Here is an 18,270-nt window from a genome sequence, read left to right as displayed (position 1 = left end):
TACGAAGTGGCGGAAACAAAGGTGGCCCAGGTCGTTGATACCGCGCGGCGGCATCAACATCCGCTTCAGTGCACCATGGAAAAGGATTGAGGCCCAGATTGCCGTCATTCTCGCGCCATCTCGAAGAATCCCTCCACCGCGCCGTGGCGTTCGCCAACCAGCGAAAGCACGAGTACGCGACCCTCGAGCACTTGCTGCTCTCCCTCATCGACGATGAGGACGCCGCCGGCGTGATGCGCGCCTGCGACGTGGATCTCGGCGCGCTGAAGACAACCCTCACCAACTACGTGGACAATGAGCTCCGCTCCCTGGTGGTCGACGACGGGGAGGACGCCAAGCCGACCTCGTCCTTCCAGCGGGTGATCCAGCGGGCGGTGATCCACGTCCAGTCCTCGGGCCGCGAAGAGGTGACCGGCGCCAATGTGCTGGTGGCCATCTTCTCCGAGCGCGAGAGCCACGCCGCGTACTTCCTGCAAGAGCAGGACATGACCCGCTACGACGCGGTGAACTACATCGCCCACGGCATCGCCAAGAAGGCCGGCACGGAAGCCGCCAAGCCGGTCAAGGGGGCCGAGGACGAGGACAAGCCCGCGGTCAAGACCGGCGGCGAGGCGCTCGAAGCCTACTGCGTCAATCTCAACGAGAAAGCCAAGCAGGGTAAGGTCGATCCGCTGATCGGCCGGGCCAACGAGGTCGAGCGCTGCATCCAGATTCTGTGCCGGCGCACCAAGAACAATCCCTTGCTGGTGGGCGACCCCGGCGTCGGCAAGACCGCCATCGCCGAGGGCCTGGCGCGCAAGATCATCAACAACCAGGTCCCCGAGGTCCTGGCCGGCGCGACCATCTTCTCGCTCGACATGGGCTCGCTGCTGGCGGGCACCCGCTATCGCGGCGACTTCGAAGAGCGCGTGAAGCAGGTGGTCAAGGAGCTTGAGAACCACCCCGACGCCATCCTGTTCATCGACGAGATCCACACCGTGATCGGCGCCGGCGCCACCTCGGGCGGGGCCATGGACGCCTCGAACCTGCTGAAGCCGGCTCTGGCCTCGGGCACCCTGCGGTGCATGGGGTCGACGACCTACAAGGAGTTCCGTCAGCACTTCGAGAAGGACCGCGCCCTGGTCCGCCGGTTCCAGAAGATCGACGTCAACGAGCCGACGATCGAGGACACCATCAAGATCCTGAAGGGCCTGAAGACCTACTACGAGGAGTTCCACAAGCTCCGCTACACCAACGACGCCATCAAGGCGGCGGTGGAGCTGTCGGCCAAGTACATCACCGACCGGAAGCTTCCCGATAAGGCCATCGACATCATCGACGAGGCCGGCGCCGGTCAGATGCTGCTGCCCGAGGGCAAGCGGAAGAAGATCATCGGCCTGAAGGAAGTCGAGTCGGTGGTCGCCAAGATCGCCCGCATCCCGCCGAAGTCGGTGTCCAAGACCGACACCGAGGCGCTGAAGCAGCTCAACGACGACCTGAAGCGCGCGGTCTACGGCCAGGATGAGGCCATCGCCCAGCTGTCGGCGGCCATGAAGATGGCCCGCGCCGGCCTGCGCGACGCCAACAAGCCAATCGGCTGTTACCTCTTCTCGGGTCCCACCGGCACCGGCAAGACCGAAACCGCCCGCCAGCTGGCCTTGACCATGGGCATCGAGCTCCTGCGCTTCGACATGAGCGAGTACATGGAGCGCCACACGGTCAGCCGCCTGATCGGCGCGCCTCCCGGCTATGTCGGCTTCGACCAGGGCGGTCTGCTCACCGACGCCGTCGACCAGCACCCCCACTCGGTAGTGCTGCTGGACGAGATCGAGAAGGCGCACCCCGACGTCTTCAACATCCTGCTGCAGGTCATGGACCACGGCGTGCTCACCGACGCCAACGGCAAGAAGGTCGACTTCCGCAACGTGGTCCTGATCATGACCACCAACGCCGGCGCCTCCGACGCCCAGCGCAACTCCATCGGCTTCGGCCGCGGCAAGCAGGACGACGAGGTCGACGAGGCCCTGAAGCGCCTGTTCACCCCGGAGTTCCGCAACCGTCTGGACGCCGTGGTGCCCTTCAAGGCGCTCACCCAGGAGATCATCCGCCAGGTGGTGCAGAAGTTCGTCATGCAGCTGGAGGCCCAACTGGCCGACCGCCACGTCACGATCGAGACCACCGAGGATGCGGCCGACTGGCTGGCCAAGAACGGCTTCGACGAGCTCTACGGCGCCCGGCCCCTGGCCCGGGTCATCCAGGAGCACATCAAGAAGCCGCTGGCCGACGAGATCCTGTTCGGCAAGCTGGTCAAGGGCGGCCACGTCAAGGTGGTGCTCAAGGACGGCAAGCTGGCCTTCGAGATCGAGGGCGACGACCGCGAGCCGGGCGCCCCGATCATCGAGGGTCCCGCCGAGGAGACCGCCGAAGCGCTCGCCGACTAGGCGGCTTCTGAACTTTCGACGAGAGCCCCAGGCGTCGCCTGGGGCTTTTCGTTTTGGGCCTATGCGATCTTCGCCGCGATCTGCTCGGCCAGGGCCTTCAGTTCGGCGGGGTCGGCCATGCCGCCCTCGCCGTGACGGCCGAGCGCCACGCCTTCCCAGCGCGGGATGATGTGGAAATGCAGGTGGAAGATGGTCTGGCCGGCCGGGGCGCCGTTGAACTGGCTGACCATGATCCCGTCGGGATTGAGCGCGGCGCGGACCGCCCGCGTCACCCGCTGCACGCCCAGGATCAGGGGCTGCAGCACCTGGGGGTCCTCGTCCATCAGGTTGCGCGCCGTGGAGTGCTTGGGAATCACCAGGGTGTGGCCCCGGCTCTGCGGGAAAACGTCCATGAAGGCGAAGACCTCGCCGTCCTCGAACACCTTGGCGCAGGGCGCCTCGCCGCGCAGGATCTTCGCGAAGATGTTGCCGTCGTCGTAGGTCCCGTCCAGGCTCATGCTCGGCGCTCCATGGTGCTCTCGGAACGTCGTAGCAAATCGCGTAGGGAGGCGGAACGATGACCCTGACCGAACGCCAGCAGAAGTGGTTCGCCTCGGTGCAGGCCAGCCTTGAGCGCGACACCGGCAAAACCCTGGAGGAGTGGGTGGCCATCGCTCGGACCTGCCCGGAGACCCGGCCCAAGGCCCGCGCCAACTGGCTGCGGGAACAGTACGGACTAGGGGTCAACCGGGCCGCCCACGTGCTTGGCGTCGCCTTCCCGTCGGGCGAGGGCTGGGATCAGCCTGAAAAGCTGCGGAACCGGCTTTGGACAGATCCCGCCTCGCTGAAAATCCTCGAGGCGATCGAAGCGGCGGCGGGCGCCCTGCCCGACGTGGTGACCGGCCAGCGCAAGGGCTTCACGGCCTTTTCGCGCAAGGTGCAGTTCGCCGCCGCCCGGCCGCTGAAGGGCGGGCTGGCCGTGCTGGGCCTGGCCCTGACGCGCGACGCCGATCCGCGCCTCGACCCGCCGAAGAACGAGGGTTGGTCCGAGCGGCTGAAGGCCAAGATCGTGCTGGATTTGCCGGAGCAGGTGGACGGGCGGCTGCGGGAGTTGCTCAGGCAGGCCTGGGAGCGGTCGTAGCGATCGGCTCAGCGGTGGTTGGGTTGAGTCACTCCGCCTTGAACGGCGAAAACTCCTCCGCCAGCCACTCCATCTCGCCGCCCACCGCCTCGCGTTCGCGGCGGACAAAGTCCTCGACGGGCCCCCGCAGCATGGGGTCGGCGATATAGTGGGCGGAGTAGACGGGGCTCGGCAGGTAGCCGCGGGCGATCTTGTGCTGGCCTTGCGCGCCGGCCTCGACGCGGGCGAGGCCGTGGTCGATGGCCCACTCGATGGCCTGGTAGTAGCAGAGCTCGAAATGCAGGAACGGCACGTCCTCGACGCAACCCCAGTTGCGGCCGTAGAGGCAATCGCCCCCGATCAGGTTCAGCGCGCCGGCTATCCAGCGCCCATGGCGCTTGGCCATGACCAGCAGGACCCGGTCGGCCATCCGCTCGCCCAGCAGCGAGAAGAACAGCCGGTTGAGATAGGGCCGCCCCCACTTGCGCGAGCCGGTGTCCATGTAGAAGGCGAAGAAGGCGTCCCAGTGATCCTCGGTGATGTCCGCGCCGGTCAGGGCGAAGATCTCCACCTCCGCCTGGGCGTCGCGCCGTTCGCGCCGGATGGTCTTGCGCCGCCCTGACGACAGGGCGCCCAGGAAGGCGTCGAAGTCGGCGTAGCCGCGGTTCTCCCAATGGTACTGCTGGCCCTGGCGCAGGGAGAGCCCCTGCCCCGCCATCCAGTCGCCCTCGGCCTTGGTGGGAAAGTTCACGTGCAGCGACGAGGCGTCGTAACGCTCGCAGAGCGCCAGGGCGCCGCCCAGCAGGATCGGCCAGGCCTCCAGCGGATCGACGTCGGGACGCACCAGCAGCCTGGGCCCCGTCGCCGGGGTGAAGGGGGCGGCGGAGACCAGCTTGGGATAGTAGCGTCCACCCGCCCGCTCATAGGCGTCGGCCCAGGAATGGTCGAAGACGTACTCACCCTGGCTGTGGGACTTCAGATAGAGCGGCATCACCGCGGCCACGGCCCCGGCCTTGTCCTCCACCGACAGGTGGTGCGGGCCCCAGCCGGCGCGTTCCAGGGCGCAGCCGGACTCCTCGGCGATGTCCAGGAAGTCGAAGGCCATGAAGGGGTTGGCGTTGTAGGTCGGATTTCCGGCGCAGGCCTCCCAGGACGCGCGACCAATCTCGGCGACCCGGCGGCTGACCTTCACCGCCGCCTTAAGGCTCACGCGGCGAAGCCCTCGAAGATCAGGTTGTCGCAGTGGGGCTTGAGGCTCTCCCACTGGGCCGGATCGCGCACAGTCCAGGCGACCACCGGCATGCCCTTGTCGCGGAAGACCTTGGCGCGCGGGTCGTCCACCATGTCGACGCTGAGCGCTAAGAAATGCGGCCGGGCGATGGCCACGTGCTCCAGGCGGGCGAAGGCCTGGCGCTGCTCCTCCGCCAGGTGCGGCGCGCGCTTGTAGTTGTAGCTGTCGAGACCGCGCAGGACGCCGGGAAACCGGTCGGCGAACCAGGCGTGGGAATAGGGATTGAAGCCGATCACGCAGACCGGCCCCGCGTGGTCGATCAGGATGTCGTGCACCCGCTGCTCCAGCGGACCGACATCGCCGAACGGGGTCTTCAGTTCCACATGCACCATGGCCCGCTGGCCGACGATGGCCAGGGTATCCATCAGGGTGGGAATCGATTCGTCTGTGCCCAAGAGGCGCAGTTCGGCCAGGTCGGCCGCCGAGCGGTCGCGCAGCTTGCCCTTGGCGCCGGTCATCCGCTCCAGGTCGTCGTCGTGGAACACCATGGCCTCGCCGTCGGCCGAGAGCTGGACGTCCAGTTCGATGCCGTAGCCGGCGCGGCAGGCGGCCTGGAAGGCGGCCAGAGAGTTCTCGGGCGCGCCGTCCTTGGCCCAGAGGCCGCGATGCGCCACCGGCGGGTGGAACAGGAAGTCCCAGGCCTCGCCGAACTGGGTGTTCACGCGACCTCCACCACCGCGTCGACCTCGACGGCGAAGTTCATCGGCAGGCGATAGACCCCGACGGCCGAGCGCGCGTGCTTGCCCGCGTCGCCGAAGGCCAGGACCATCACGTCGGAACAACCGTTCACGACCTGGGGGATCTCGAAGAAGCCCGGGCCCGCCTGGACGAAGCCGCCCAGCTTGACCACCCGCACCACCCGATCGAGATCGCCGTCGCAGGCGGCCTTCATCTGAGTGAGCAGATTGATCCCGCACATCCGAGCCGCGGCCTTGGCGGTCTCGATATCGACGTCCTCGCCGACGATCCCACGCACGCCGCCCGAGGCGTCGATCGAGACCTGGCCGGAAATATGGACGATCGAACCCGCCCGCACGAACGGGACATAGTTGGCGACCGGGGGGTTGGGCTGCGGCAGGACGATACCGGCGGCGGCCAAGCGTTCTTCGACTTGAGACATGGGTGAAGGTCTAACGCCCGGCCATGGCCCCGAAAAGAGAAAAGGCCCGCGCCGTCGCCGGCGCGGGCCTCTTCAGGGTAGCCTCGCTAGTACGCAGCGCGGCTGGGGGAGACTTTAGGTCTTAGCGGGCGGCTTGCAGGCGCTCGACGGCGGCGGTGACGCGTTCGTTCAGCGGCTTCATGCTGTCCTTCATCGACGCCGAGACGATCTCGGACATCTTGCCGACTTCGGCCATGTAGGCTTCCAGGGCGGTCTTGGCGAAGGTGGTCTGCAGTTCGACCACTTCCTGGATCGACTTGGCGCCCGACAGCGACTTGGTGGCGGTCACTTGGTCTTCCACGGCCTTCTTGGAATAGGCCATGACCTGAGCGCCCAGGGCTTCGGCGCCCTTGGTCGAGGCGGTCACCGAGGCGATGACGGCTTCCAGGTTCTTCTTGGAATGAGCGTTGACTTCATTGAGCGAAGCCAGGGACTTCTCAACGGCGTCCTTGAAGGCGACGTTGCCGGCGGCGGTGAACTGCTCGACGGTGTTCTTCACGGTTTCGGCGGCGGCCATGGGATGGTCTCCTGAGGTCGGTTGTGGGGGGCGGCGGACGCCGCGATGCAAACTTGGGCGGGGGCGTTACTCTGAACTCGCAGCCTGTTTCTCATGTTGCAGTGCAGCAGTCAAGTGGATTTTGTGCAGTGCAGCATCGCTTGTTACGCGAGTGATCACGGCAGTGTTGATCGGAAAACCCGCGACAAAACGGCTCGTTCAACCCTTGTTTACCCTCGCGCAAGGATGGGGCTGTCATGCTAGTGTTCTCGTAAGGCGGCCGGGGGGTCGCCCAACCCTTTGTTTCGACGGACGAACCGCCCATGTTCGAGCGCGCCCGCCGCCTGTTTGTCGCTTTTGGTCTCGCGGTCGCGACTTCGGTCGCCCCCGTGGCCTCGACAGCTCAGGCTCAAATCCCCTACCTGCAGCTCACCAACAACCAGCCGAAGTACGCGGCCGTGGTGGTGGACGCCAAGACCGGGGAGGTGCTGTACGCCAAGCGCGCCGACAGTCCGCGGTATCCCGCCTCGATCACCAAGGTGATGACGCTCTACCTGGCCTTCGAGGCCCTGGCCTCGGGCCGGCTGAAGCTGGACGACCCGGTGATGATCTCGCCGCGCGCCGCCGCCCAGGCCCCGACCAAGCTCGGCCTTCGCCCCGGCGAGACCCTGACCGTCGAACAGGCCATGGCCGCCATGGCCACCAAGTCGGCCAACGACATCGCCGTGGCCCTGGCTGAAAAGCTGGGCGGCTCGGAAGCCCGATTCGCCGCCATGATGACCCTGCGCGCCCAGGAATTGGGGATGCAGAACACCCGCTTCGTCAACGCCTCGGGCCTGCCCGACAGCCGCCAAATCTCCACCGCGCGCGACATCGCGATCCTGTCCCGCGCGATCATGCGCGACTATCCGCAGTACTATGGCCTGTTTGGCACCAAGTCGTTCACCTTCCGCGGCGTGGCCATGCGCAACCACAACGGCCTGCTCAACACCATGCCGGGCGTGGACGGGCTGAAGACCGGCTACACCAACGCCTCGGGCTACAATGTCGCCGTCTCGGCGGTCCGCGACAACCGCCGGCTGATCACCGTGGTGCTGGGTGCGCCCTCCACCGCCTGGCGCAACAACAACGCCACCCAACTCCTGACCACCGGCTTCGACGTCATGGCGCGTCGCGATCGCGGCGAGAAGATCACCGTGGCGCAGAACTTCTTCGAGCCGCCGCCGCAGAGCCAGGCCATGCAGCGCAGCATCGAACAGGGCGACAACGACTCCGAAGGCGCGAAGATCACCCTGGCCTCGGCCGCGGCGACCGGCCAGGCCTCCAAGGTCAAGATCGTCGAGCCGTCCAAGAGCGCCCTGCGCGGCGACAAGGACGACGACGACGGCAAGAAGGGCTCCAAAAAGTCGGCCGGCAAGTGGGCTGTCCAGGTCGGCGCCTTCAAGTCCAAGTCCGACGCCAAGGAACAGCTGACCTTCGTCACCAAGCGCTTCAGCAAGGTGTTCGACGACGCCAAGGGCAGCGTCGGCAAGGGCGGCGGCAAGTACCAGGCCCGGTTCACCGGCTTCAACGAATCGTCGGCCAAGGGCGCCTGCCAGGCCCTGAAGGCCAAGCGCCTGGCCTGCATGGTCGTGCGCCCGGCTTGACGGCCTGAACCCTCGTAGATGCTCCCCCTCTGGGGCAGGGCTATCGCATATGGCCGTCGATCCAAGTGGCACGGTGGCCAGATGCTCCCCCTCTGGGGGAGCTCCCGGCCGCATGGCCGGGTGAGGGGGACTAAAATGCCCTTCAACGGAGGTTCGACCGGTCTGAGCAGGAGTCAAAGTCCCCCTCAGTCAGCTTCGCTGACAGCTCCCCCAGGGGGGGAGCATCTGGGACTAGGTGTCCTTACCGCCGGTCACGCCGGAACGCCGCGGCCTCCTTGGCCAGGGACGACTTCATCGGATCGGGCTCGTCGTCTACGGGCGCGAAGGGCAGTTCGCCGGCCACCCCGCGCAGGGCCAGCCACAGCTGCTGGCTGAAATGGCCCAGCATCCGCAGCGGCCGGCGGTTCTCGCCCGTCACGTCCCAGCCCTCGGCCTCGAAGGCCATGACCTGGTCGCGCTCGGGCTTGCGGTCGATATTGTCCCAGCCGTCCGGGCGCACCACCTCGTCGGCCTCCTCGGCGGTGAGGCCGAAGATCGTCCGCGAGCACGCGTTGATCTCGGGGAACTCATAGGCCGCGTCGACATCGGCGTAGCGGGGCTTCATCAGCGCCATGCGCTCCAGCTCGGCGATCCCGGGCAGGTCGCGCAGGCGGCGAAGGGCGGTTTGCTTTTCCATGGCCCCAGGCTAACGGCGCCGCCCCGCCCGCGCCAGGGAGGGGTGTATCGGCGGGCCCAGAACAGGTATTTCGCCACAATTCGCCTGTTGCGCGACTGCGGCGCGTGCGCGCTGTGGATAAAATCGACGTCGCAAGGCTTGCGGCGGCGGCCCGCTTGCCCTCTAAGGCGCAACCGCGCGTTTTCTCTTCGTTGCGGCTGACGAAACGGACTGAAATGGCCTTCCCCGAAATCCATCCCGCCCTGGCGCGCGCGCTCGCGAGCCAAGGCTACGCCGAACCCACCCCTGTCCAGGCCGCCGTCCTGGCGCCTGACGCCGCCGGGAGAGACCTGCTGGTCTCGGCCCAGACCGGCTCGGGCAAGACCGTCGCCTTCGGCTTGGCGGCCGGGCCGACCCTGCTGGGCGACGCCGAAAAGTTCGGCCAGCCCGGCTCGCCCCTGGCCCTGGTCATCGCGCCGACCCGCGAACTCGCCCTGCAGGTGGCCAAGGAACTGACCTGGCTCTACGCCCCGGCCGGCGCGCGGGTCGAGACCTGCGTCGGCGGCATGGACCCGCGCCGCGAGCAGCGGGCGCTGAACGTCGGCGCCCATATCGTCGTCGGCACCCCCGGGCGCCTGAAGGACCACCTGGAGCGCGGCAATCTCGACCTGTCGGCCCTGCAGGTCGTCGTCCTCGACGAGGCCGACGAGATGCTGGACATGGGCTTCCGGGAGGACCTGGAGGAGATCCTGGACTCCGCCCCGGTGGGCCGCCGCACCCTGCTGTTCTCGGCCACCCTGGCCCGCGAGATCGTGGCGCTGGCCAAGCGCTACCAGCGTGACGCGCTGCGCATCGACACTAGCCGCCGCGACGAGCCGCACGGCGACATCGAGTATCGCGCCATCCGCGTGGCCCCTAACGAGACCGAGCTGGCCGTGGTCAATGTGCTGCGGTTCTTCGAGTCCCCCGCCGCCCTGGTGTTCTGCAACACCCGCGACGGCGTGCGCCACATGCACGCGGCCCTGCGCGAGCGCGGCTTCGCCGTGGTCGGCCTGTCGGGCGAGCTGGAGCAGAAGGCGCGCACCGACGCCCTGCAGGCCCTGCGCGACGGCCATGCCCGGGTCTGCGTCGCCACCGACGTCGCCGCCCGCGGCCTGGACCTGCCGGAACTCGGCCTGGTGATCCACGCCGACATCCCGGTGAACAAGGCCGGCCTGCTGCACCGCTCGGGCCGCACCGGCCGGGCTGGGCGCAAGGGCGTCTCGGTCCTGCTGGTCTCCCACACGCGCCGCCGCAAGGCCGAGCAGCTCCTGGCCTCGGCCGGGGTCGAGGCGGTCTGGCAGGGCCCGCCCAGCGCCGACGAGATCCGCGCCAAGGACCAGGTCCGGCTGCTGGAAGACCCGATGCTGACCGAGCCCATGGCCGAGGAGGACCTGGCCCTGGCCAGGCTGGTGCTGGAGAACCGCACGGCCGAGGAAGTGGCCGCCGCCCTGATCCGCATCCACCGCGCCCGGCTGCCCTCGCCGGAAGAGCTCTATGACGACGCGCGCATGCGCGACAGCCAGGTCCGCGAGCAGGGCCGCCCGAAGCGCACCTACGATCCTTCCGACCGTGGCGACCGTCCCGAACGCCCTGAGCGCGCCGACGGTCCGTTCGGCCGGCCCGAGCGCCTGGACCCCAACGACGTGACCTGGTTCCGCGTCACCGTCGGCCGGGCCAAGAACGCCGATCCCAAGTGGCTGATCCCCCTGATCTGCCGCCTGGGCCATGTGACCAAGCCCGATATCGGCGCCATCAAGATCTTCGACCGCGAGACCAAGTTCGAGATCTCCAACGCCGCGGCGGCCAAGTTCGCCCAGGCCGTGAAGGCCACGGCCAGCGAAGAGATCAAGATCGAGCCGTCCTCGCCTCCGGGCGGCCCGACCTCGCCGCCGCGCCCGAAGTTCAAGGGCGCTGCGGGCGACGGTAAGCCGCCGCACCGCAAGGGCCCGCCGCCCCGCAGCGGCCCTCCGGGCGCCCCCGGCCCCAAGGCCGGCAAGCCGCCCTGGAAGAAGAAGTCCAACGACCAGCGGGCCCGCTAACGCCGCCGCCGGTCCTCGCGGGCGGAACCATGTCGCGCGCGGCGCCTTGATCGCGTCACGATGCAGGACATAGTCGACGCCACCGCCCCCACGGGAACGACTCGTTCATGGCCGTGACTGAACCTCGCGACCCATGGCGCGTCTGGCTGGGCTGGGCCGGCCGCGCGGCGCCGACCCTGCTGCTGGCCGCCGCGGCCGGCGCCCTCTACGCCAGCGGGCTGGGGGCCGACCTTTCGCTGCATGACCTGCGGGCCAATGAGACGGATCTGCGCGCCCAGGTGGCCGCCGCTCCGATCCTGGCGCTGGTGGTGTTCACGCTGCTCTACGCGGTCGCCACGGCCGCATTCGTGCCGGTGGGCCTGGTGCTCATGCTGGCCGGGGGGTTCCTGTTCGGGCCGCTGACGGGCACGGTGGCGACCATCGTCGGCTCCACGCTCGGCGCGGTGATGGCCTATCTGGCGGCGCGGTTCGCGGCCGGCGAGACGATCCGCGACCGGCTGGCCGCCGGTCGGCTGGGCCGGCTGATGGCCGGGTTCGAGAAGAGTCCCTTCGCCTATCTGCTGACCCTGCGCCTGCTGCCGCTCAGCCCCTTCGGCCTGGTCAATGTAGCCGCCGGCGTCGCCCGCGCCCCGGTCCGCAAGTATGTCGCCGCAACGGCCATGGGCGCGGTGCCCTATTCGCTGATCTACAGCTATCTGGGCGCAGGCTTGGGCAAGGCGGTGCTGGCCGGCCGCGCCGCCGAGCTGACCCTGTTGGCGCGCCCCGAGGTGGCCCTGCCGCTGGCCGCCCTGGCCGCCATCTCCCTGATCACCGGCCGGATGGGCGCCCGCGCACGGCGCGCGGCGGCCTAGAAGCTGCGCATCTGCGCCGACTTGGCGTCGGGGCGAACCACCTTTAGGCACTCGGCATAGGTGCTGAGCAGCCACGCGCGGTCCGGACCGCCGCTTTCTCGAAGGGTCGCCGAGGCGCCCTCGATGGCCATGACGTCGCGCATGAGCTGGTAGGCCACCGCTTCCGGTGTCTGGGGCGTGTCGGCCATGGGATGGTTCCTCGTTCGGAAGCACTCTGCGCGCTCGAGGTGAAGGAATTGGCCCCAGATCCTCCCCCAGCGCGCAGCGCGACTTGGGGGAGGTGGCGCGTCGCCCTCTTTGGCGCCGTGACGGAGGGGGTTGAAGCCCCCAAGAGGGGAGCATCTGGGTGCTAGTCGACGTCTCGCCCCTACGCCCCGACCCCCAGCGCCGCCAGGGCCCGGTCCCGGGAGGCCTTGTAGTCGACCTTGCCGTTGGGGGCGCGGCCGATCGAGTCGACCACCACCAGCTCGCGCGGCGCCTTGTAGGCCGCCAGCCGGGTCTTCACGTGGGCCGACATGGCCTCCAGGGTGACCTCGCCCGGCGCGTCGGGATCGGGCTCGACCACCGCGCAGATGCGCTCGCCGAAGCGGGCGTCGGGCACGCCGACCACCACCGCGTCGCGGACGGACGGGTGGGTCTTCAGCGCCTCCTCAACCTCCTCGGGGAAGACCTTCTCGCCGCCGGTGTTGATGCACTGGCTGCCGCGGCCCAGCAGTTTCAGGGCGCCGTCGGCGTTGACCTCGGCCCAGTCGCCCGGGATGCTCCAGCGCAGGCCTTCCATGGTCTTGAAGGTCTTGGCGCTCTTCTCGGGGTCCTTGTAGTAGCCGACCGGCAGGAAGCCGGTCACCGCCACCAGGCCGCGCTCGCCCGACCCCGCCACGACACGGCGGCCGTCCTCGGCGAACACCGCGCAGTTGGGGCCCAGCATGAAGGCCGCCGTCGCCGCCTCCGCCCCCGGCGCGGAGGCCGAGGCCCCCAGGCCGACCGCCTCGGACGAGCCGAAGCTGTCCATGATCATGGCGTTCTTGGCGAAGGACAGCAGGCCGCGCTTGTTCTCCTGGCTCCACATGGAGCCGGACGAGCTCATGGTCTTGACGTGGTCGAGGTTCCAGCGGTCCGGGTTGGCCTCCAGCGCCTCCAGCATCGGGGTGGAGAAGGCCAAGCCGACGATGACGATGCCGTCCGCCTTCAGCCGCACCGCCTCGTCCCACAGCTCCATGGCGTTGAACTGGCGCGAGGGTAGGGTGGCGACCGTGCCGCCGACGTTGAGCGTGATGAAGGCCGAGAACTGGCCGGTGCCGTGCATCAGCGGACAGCAGACCAGGGTCCGCCGCTGCTCGTCGGTGAGCCGCTCGGCGGCCTCCTGCGGGCTGGTCAGGGGCGGGATCCCCTGCAGCACATTGCCGCCGGCCCCGATGACGTTGAACAGGTCGTCCTGGCGCCACATGACGCCCTTGGGCATGCCGGTGGTGCCGCCGGTATAGAGCAGCAGCAGGTCGTCGGGCGAGCGGCCCCAGGGCGCCATGAACGGCCGTTGCGCCGGCGCCTTGGCCACCGCGGCCTCATAGTCGTCGGCCCAGGCCGGGACCGGATGGCCGGGCTCGGCCACGGCGATCCAGGCCTTCACGGTGGGCAGGTGGTCGGCGATCGCCTCGATCATGCCGGCGAAGCTGGAGTGGAAGACCACCGCCTGCGCGTCGGCGTTGTCGAACAGGTAGGTCAGCTCGTCGCCGCCGTAGCGGTAGTTGGTGTTGATCGGCGCCAGCCCCGCTTTGAACGCGCCGTAATAGGTCTCCATGTATTCGGGGCCGTTGTAGAGATAGGCCGCGACCTTGGCGTCGGGCGTCAGGCCGCGCGCGACCAGGTGGGCGGCCAACGCGTCGGCGCGGGCGTCGAACTGGCCCCAGGTGACCACGCGCTCGCCCTGGATCAGGGCCGGGCGCTCCGGCTGTCTGGCGGCGATCGCCTCCCAGACGTCGGCGATGATCCAAGCGCTCAGCGGACTTCCCTCCCACGGGTCTTGTTCTGTGGGAGCCAGTTGGCGACCAGGGCGTCGGCCTGGTCAACCCTGACGCCAGGGCAGTTGACGCGCGCGGAAGGCGTTGGTCAGGGACACTACCTAGGATGGAAGCAGCGCCTGGGGACCCATAAGAAGATGTCGAGAAAATTTCCTGGGAAGCGGTCGTCCTCAAGTTTTCGCGATCCGAGTCTCTTAATTGGAGAAACCGGTTGCTGGGCGCGAAAACTGGGCTTTAACTTTTCACAACCACGGAGCGCCTTCAGCGACCTCTTGATGTGGTCGCGGCCAAGCATGGCGCCGGGTCTCCGTGAGCTTGGAGGCTGGGCATGAATATCAACAAGACACTTTTGTGCGGCGCGGCCGTGATGGCCGCCGCGAGCCTGGGTTCGACCGCGGCCATTGCGGCGGTCATCGTCAACGGAAGCTTCGAAACGGGCGTGCCGATCCCGGCCGGCGGCTTCGTCTCGCTCGCCGCCCTGGACAGCACCTCGATCAGCGGCTGGACCGTCGGTGGCGGCGGCGTCGACTATGTCGGCACCTATTGGGAGGCCGCCGACGGCGAACGCAGCGTCGATCTCTCGATGCTGAGCGAGGGCAGCGTGGCGCAGACCATCACCACGGTCGCCGGCGTGACCTACAAGGTGTCGTTCGCCCTGGCCGGCAATCCTGACGGCCCGGATGAGGGCAAGATCGCGGTGACCTCGATCAGCGGCTCCCTGCCGCAGATCGACATCTTCACCGTGACCCCGGCCCACACCCGCGCCAGCATGGGCTGGACCTATTACGACTACACGTTCACGGCCTTCGACACCTCGTCCACCCTGGTCTTCGCGTCCGCCACGGACTCGCCCTATGGGCCGGCCCTGGACAACATCTCGATCTCGGTGGTCCCCGAGCCGGCCACCTGGGCGATGATGATCTTGGGCTTCGGCGGAATCGGGCTGGTGGTCCGTGACGCCCGCCGCAGGCGTCTCGTCCCGGCCTGACCGAACGGCGCTGGCGGCGGCCTAGACCTCCCTAGGCCGCCGCCGCGGCCCGGCCGCGAATCTCGCGGAACGAGACCAGCCGCTGGGCGGCCTCGTCCCAGAGCGCCAGGCGGGCGTTCTTGAAGCTTTCCTTGAGGCCGATGCGGCTCATGCCCTTGAGCTCGGGATGGTCCTTCAGCACCTGGGGCAGGCGGTAGAACGGAATCCGGCTGGACAGGTGATGGACGTGGTGGATGCCGATATTGGCGGTCAGCCAGCGCAGGGGCTGGGGCAGGTCGTAGTGGGATGAGCCCATCAGCGCCGCCTCGTCGCGCTTCCAGTCCTTTTGGCGTGACCAGGCCACGCCCTCGTACTGGTGCTGCACGAAGAACAGCCAGACCCCGATGGTGGCGGCGATCACCATGGTGGTGAAGTTGACCAGCATGACCGGGGCCAGGCCCAGCAGCCAGATCATCGCCGCCACGCCCGCGGCGATGAGGGCGGTGTTGCCCAGGGTCGAGACCCAGGGCTTCCAGCCGGCCTTCATCATCCCGAAGGGCAGGCGCTGCTGGATGAAGAACACGAAGGTGGGGCCCAGGCCGAACATCACCGCCGGGTTGCGATAGAGTCGGTAGCCCAGCCGCTTGGCGGGCGACAGCGCCAGGTATTCGTCCACCGTCAGCATCTCGATCACCCCCAGGCCGCGCCGGTCCAGGTTGCCCGACGTGGCGTGGTGCTGGGCGTGGGTGCTGCGCCAGTAGTCGTAAGGCGTGAGCGTCAGCAGGCCGATGGAGCGGCCGACCCAGTCATTGGCCGCCTTGGCCTCGAAGAACGAGCCGTGGCCGCAGTCGTGTTGGATCATGAACAGCCGCACCAGGAAGGCCGCGGCGGGCACGGTCAGCAGCAGGGCCAGCCACCAGAGGCCGAAATGCATGGCCACCCAGCCCAAGGTCCAGAGCGCGCCGAGCGCCGTGGCGGTCAGCACCAGTTCGAACAGGCTGCGGCGCCAGTTGGGGCGCCTATAGGGGGCGAGCCTGCGATTCCAGTCGGCGGGTTGGGTCTCGGTCACGTCGGAGCAGCTTCCAGAATGGGGGTCGGCGCCAGGCTAGGCGCAGAATGGGGTGCTTCTGCGACAGGCTCGTTAAGGCGCTCGCCCTGCATTACGCCGAATTAATCCGTGGCGCCACGCCGTCGTCTTGCCGCGCTTGCATACCGCCCCATAGGGTCCCGTCACACTTGTAACGCCAAGGCCTGATCATGACCCGTCTGGACCGTCGCGCATTCCTCGCGACCACCGCCGCCGGCGCCCTTATCGCCACGACCCCTGTCCTGGCCCAGGGAACCCAGGACGCTAGGCTGCGGACCCTGCTGGACGCCATCTTCGAGGAGATGGTCGACGACAGCCCCGAGCGGGCTACCTCGCTCGGCCTCGACAAGGGTGCGCGCGCGCCGCTGAAGAGCCGGCTGGACGACTATTCCGCTGCGGGCCGGGCCAGGCGCCTGGAACAGACCCGCGCCCGGGTCGGGGCCCTGAAGGCCATCGACCGCAACGCCCTGTCGCCGGCCGCCAAGGTCGACCTCGACACCGTGCTCTACGGCCAGGAGAACGCGCTCGCCGCCGGCGACCGGTTCAAGTTCGGCTCGGCCGGCGGGCGCTTCAGCCCCTATGTGGTCAGCCAGCAGAACGGGGTCTATCGCGGCATCCCCGACTTCCTGGACAACCAGCACCGGGTGGCCACGGCGGCCGACGCCGACGCCTATCTGGCCCGCCTCAAGGCCTTCGCGGTCGCCATGGACCAGGACCTGGATCGGATGAAGGCCGACGTCGCCGGAGGCGTCGTGCCCCCCGACTTCATCTGCGACCTGGCGCTGGGCCAGATGAAGGCCCTGCGCGACCAGCCGGCCGCCGCGACCATCATGGTCACCTCCATCGCCGGCAAGGCCAAGGCCGCCAACCTGACCGGCGACTATGCGGGGCCCGCCACCCAGATCGTGACCGGCGAGATCTTCCCGGCCCTGGACCGCCAGATCGCCGCCATGACCGCGGCGCGCGCCGTGGCGACCTCCGACGCCGGGGTCTGGAAGCTGAAGGACGGGGCGGCCTATTACGCGGGCGGCCTGAAGACCTCGACCACCACCGACCTCTCAGCCGAGGAGATCCACAAGATGGGCCTCGACCAGGTGGCCGACATCACCGCGCGCCTCGACGTGATCCTCAAGGGCCAGGGCATGACCACCGGCACGGTGGCCGAGCGGCTGACCGCGCTCAACGCCGATCCCAAGCAGCTCTACGCCAACACCGACGAGGGCCGCGCGGCCCTGATCGCCGACCTCAACGTCCAGGTGGCCGCCATCGCCGCGCGCCTGCCCCAGGCCTTTGCGACGCTTCCCAAGGCGCAGGTGACGGTCAAGCGGGTGCCGGCCTTCATCCAGGACGGCGCGTCCAACGGCTACTACCAGAGCGCAGCGCTGGACGGCTCGCGCCCGGCGGCCTTCTTCATCAACCTGAAGAACACCCACGAGTGGCCGAAGTACAACCTGCCGACCCTGGTCTATCACGAGGCCACCCCCGGTCATCACCTGCAGATCGCGCTCGCCCAAGAGAGCGAGGCGATCCCGATCATCCGCCGGGCCGGCGGCGGCTTCTCGGCCTTCAGCGAGGGCTGGGCGCTCTATGCCGAGCAGCTCGCCGACGAGATGGGCGTCTATTCCGGCGATCCCCTGGGCCAGGCGGGCTATCTGCAGTCGCTGTTGTTCAGGGCCTCGCGCCTGGTGGTCGACACCGGCCTGCATCACAAGCGCTGGAGCCGCGATAAGGCTGTCGACTACATGGTCAGCGTCACCGGCTATCCCCGCTCGCGCGCCCTGCGCGAGGTGGAGCGCTACTGCTGCTCGCCGGGCCAGGCCACCAGCTACAAGGTCGGCCACACCGTCTGGGCGCGCCTGCGCCAGGAGGCCAAGACCAGGCTGGGACCGAAGTTCGACCTGAAGGCCTGGCACGACGCGGCCCTGCTGTCGGGCTCGATGCCCATGACCGTGCTGGAGCGGAACCTCGGGGAGTGGGTGGCGAAGGCCTGACGGTCTTAGGCGAGGCGGCGGTAGAGGCGTTCGGCCCTGCCACCCACCTCGTACGCCCCGATATCGGCGAAGCCCAGCTTGGCGAGCACCCGCTGAGAGCCCAGGTTTTCAGGATGAACCCATGCCGCAAGGCGGGTGAGGCGCAGCGTCTCGAAAGCGTGGGCGACGATTTCCGTGGCTGCTTCAGTGGCTAGACCCACCCCCCACGCGTCGCGTCGCAAACGATAGCCAAGCTGGATGTATTCGGTTTGCGGCAGGGGCGACAACAAAACCCAGCCGAGCAGCTCACTAGGCGCGGCCTTCGCGAACAGACTCCAGTAGCCAAGGCCCGGACCGAGATCGGCGTCGATCTGGCGGCTGAGATGCTCGCGCTGGCGCTCCGGCGGCCAGACGTCGCCCAGGTAACGCATGACCTCTGGGTCACTGTTGATGGCGACGCAGGCATCCAGGTCGGCGCGGATGCGCGGGCGCAGGACAAGCCGCGCTGTCTCGAAGCCCGGCTGGTGCAA

At 68.5% G+C, this 18,270-nt stretch carries 18 protein-coding genes; 8 read left to right on the top strand and 10 right to left on the bottom strand.

Translation table 11 applies throughout. From position 1 onward, the window contains the following. Together Q8Q77_RS04445 and clpA are read left to right on the top strand one after the other, a co-directional pair. Positions 1–90 (top strand): ATP-dependent Clp protease adaptor ClpS (locus Q8Q77_RS04445; protein WP_305581579.1); only part of this gene is annotated, 90 nt, incomplete at its 5' end. An 8-nt stretch (positions 91–98) separates the two neighbouring features. Continuing rightward, a complete protein-coding gene (gene clpA / locus Q8Q77_RS04440; protein ID WP_305581575.1) occupies positions 99–2,420 on the top strand; it encodes an ATP-dependent Clp protease ATP-binding subunit ClpA in 2,322 nt (773 codons plus the stop codon). 59 nt (positions 2,421–2,479) lie between these two features. Here the strand turns inward: clpA and Q8Q77_RS04435 are convergent, their stop codons facing one another. Continuing rightward, positions 2,480–2,917 (bottom strand): HIT family protein, encoded by a 438-nt coding sequence (locus Q8Q77_RS04435; RefSeq protein ID WP_305581573.1) that lies wholly within the window; start codon positions 2,915–2,917, stop codon positions 2,480–2,482. Between the two features lie 59 nt (positions 2,918–2,976). On the opposite strand from Q8Q77_RS04435, the gene Q8Q77_RS04430 reads away from it, so the two are divergent. Beyond that, positions 2,977–3,540 (top strand): DUF4287 domain-containing protein, encoded by a 564-nt coding sequence (locus Q8Q77_RS04430; protein ID WP_305581571.1) that lies wholly within the window; start codon positions 2,977–2,979, stop codon positions 3,538–3,540. 28 nt (positions 3,541–3,568) lie between these two features. On the opposite strand, the gene Q8Q77_RS04425 is transcribed toward Q8Q77_RS04430, so the two are convergent. From Q8Q77_RS04425 to Q8Q77_RS04410, 4 genes are all read right to left on the bottom strand, one after another. Then, the gene (locus Q8Q77_RS04425) at positions 3,569–4,729 is read right to left on the bottom strand and encodes a GNAT family N-acetyltransferase (protein ID WP_305581569.1); all 1,161 of its coding nucleotides are present in this window, start codon (positions 4,727–4,729) and stop codon (positions 3,569–3,571) included. Then, positions 4,726–5,472, bottom strand: a complete 747-nt coding sequence (locus Q8Q77_RS04420; protein ID WP_305581567.1) for a glycerophosphodiester phosphodiesterase — start codon at positions 5,470–5,472, stop codon at positions 4,726–4,728. Before Q8Q77_RS04420 ends, Q8Q77_RS04425 begins: the two co-directional genes overlap by 4 nt. Then, a complete protein-coding gene (locus Q8Q77_RS04415; protein WP_305581565.1) occupies positions 5,469–5,930 on the bottom strand; it encodes a RidA family protein in 462 nt (153 codons plus the stop codon). The genes Q8Q77_RS04420 and Q8Q77_RS04415 overlap by 4 nt, the downstream gene beginning before the upstream one ends. Before the next feature lie 121 nt (positions 5,931–6,051). After that, positions 6,052–6,486 (bottom strand): phasin family protein, encoded by a 435-nt coding sequence (locus Q8Q77_RS04410; protein WP_305581563.1) that lies wholly within the window; start codon positions 6,484–6,486, stop codon positions 6,052–6,054. Positions 6,487–6,788: 302 nt separating this feature from the next. On the opposite strand from Q8Q77_RS04410, the gene Q8Q77_RS04405 reads away from it, so the two are divergent. Continuing rightward, positions 6,789–8,111 (top strand): D-alanyl-D-alanine carboxypeptidase, encoded by a 1,323-nt coding sequence (locus Q8Q77_RS04405; RefSeq protein WP_305581561.1) that lies wholly within the window; start codon positions 6,789–6,791, stop codon positions 8,109–8,111. A gap of 241 nt (positions 8,112–8,352) precedes the next feature. Here Q8Q77_RS04405 and Q8Q77_RS04400 read toward each other — a convergent pair whose 3' ends face one another. Then, the gene (locus Q8Q77_RS04400; RefSeq protein WP_305581559.1) at positions 8,353–8,787 is read right to left on the bottom strand and encodes a hypothetical protein; all 435 of its coding nucleotides are present in this window, start codon (positions 8,785–8,787) and stop codon (positions 8,353–8,355) included. Positions 8,788–9,002: 215 nt separating this feature from the next. On the opposite strand from Q8Q77_RS04400, the gene Q8Q77_RS04395 reads away from it, so the two are divergent. Next, a complete protein-coding gene (locus Q8Q77_RS04395; protein WP_371130411.1) occupies positions 9,003–10,847 on the top strand; it encodes a DEAD/DEAH box helicase in 1,845 nt (614 codons plus the stop codon). A gap of 107 nt (positions 10,848–10,954) precedes the next feature. Further along, a complete protein-coding gene (locus tag Q8Q77_RS04390; protein ID WP_305581557.1) occupies positions 10,955–11,698 on the top strand; it encodes a TVP38/TMEM64 family protein in 744 nt (247 codons plus the stop codon). Here the strand turns inward: Q8Q77_RS04390 and Q8Q77_RS04385 are convergent. Next, positions 11,695–11,886: a hypothetical protein gene (locus Q8Q77_RS04385; protein ID WP_305581555.1), complete on the bottom strand. Its 192-nt coding sequence runs from the start codon at positions 11,884–11,886 to the stop codon at positions 11,695–11,697. The genes Q8Q77_RS04390 and Q8Q77_RS04385 overlap by 4 nt on opposite strands. A 179-nt stretch (positions 11,887–12,065) precedes the next feature. Next, positions 12,066–13,682, bottom strand: a complete 1,617-nt coding sequence (locus Q8Q77_RS04380; protein WP_305581577.1) for an acyl-CoA synthetase — start codon at positions 13,680–13,682, stop codon at positions 12,066–12,068. 362 nt (positions 13,683–14,044) lie between these two features. Here Q8Q77_RS04380 and Q8Q77_RS04375 point away from each other — a divergent pair, with 362 nt between their 5' ends. Beyond that, positions 14,045–14,704 (top strand): choice-of-anchor C family PEP-CTERM protein, encoded by a 660-nt coding sequence (locus Q8Q77_RS04375; RefSeq protein ID WP_305581553.1) that lies wholly within the window; start codon positions 14,045–14,047, stop codon positions 14,702–14,704. A 31-nt stretch (positions 14,705–14,735) separates the two neighbouring features. On the opposite strand, the gene Q8Q77_RS04370 is transcribed toward Q8Q77_RS04375, so the two are convergent. Next, positions 14,736–15,752, bottom strand: coding sequence for a fatty acid desaturase (locus tag Q8Q77_RS04370; protein WP_305581551.1), 1,017 nt, complete (start codon positions 15,750–15,752; stop codon positions 14,736–14,738). 188 nt (positions 15,753–15,940) lie between these two features. On the opposite strand from Q8Q77_RS04370, the gene Q8Q77_RS04365 reads away from it, so the two are divergent. After that, positions 15,941–17,761 carry a DUF885 family protein gene (locus Q8Q77_RS04365; protein ID WP_305581549.1) on the top strand — a complete coding sequence of 607 codons (1,821 nt, stop codon included), beginning with the start codon at positions 15,941–15,943 and terminating at the stop codon, positions 17,759–17,761. A gap of 5 nt (positions 17,762–17,766) precedes the next feature. On the opposite strand, the gene Q8Q77_RS04360 is transcribed toward Q8Q77_RS04365, so the two are convergent. Continuing rightward, complete coding sequence (locus Q8Q77_RS04360) at positions 17,767–18,270, bottom strand: GNAT family N-acetyltransferase (protein ID WP_305581547.1); 504 nt, start codon at positions 18,268–18,270, stop codon at positions 17,767–17,769.

Origin of the sequence: Phenylobacterium sp. (assembly GCF_030698145.1) — a bacterium.
In the GTDB taxonomy this organism is placed as follows: Bacteria; Pseudomonadota; Alphaproteobacteria; order Caulobacterales; family Caulobacteraceae; genus Phenylobacterium.
This window is presented reverse-complemented; position numbering and strand designations above follow the sequence as displayed.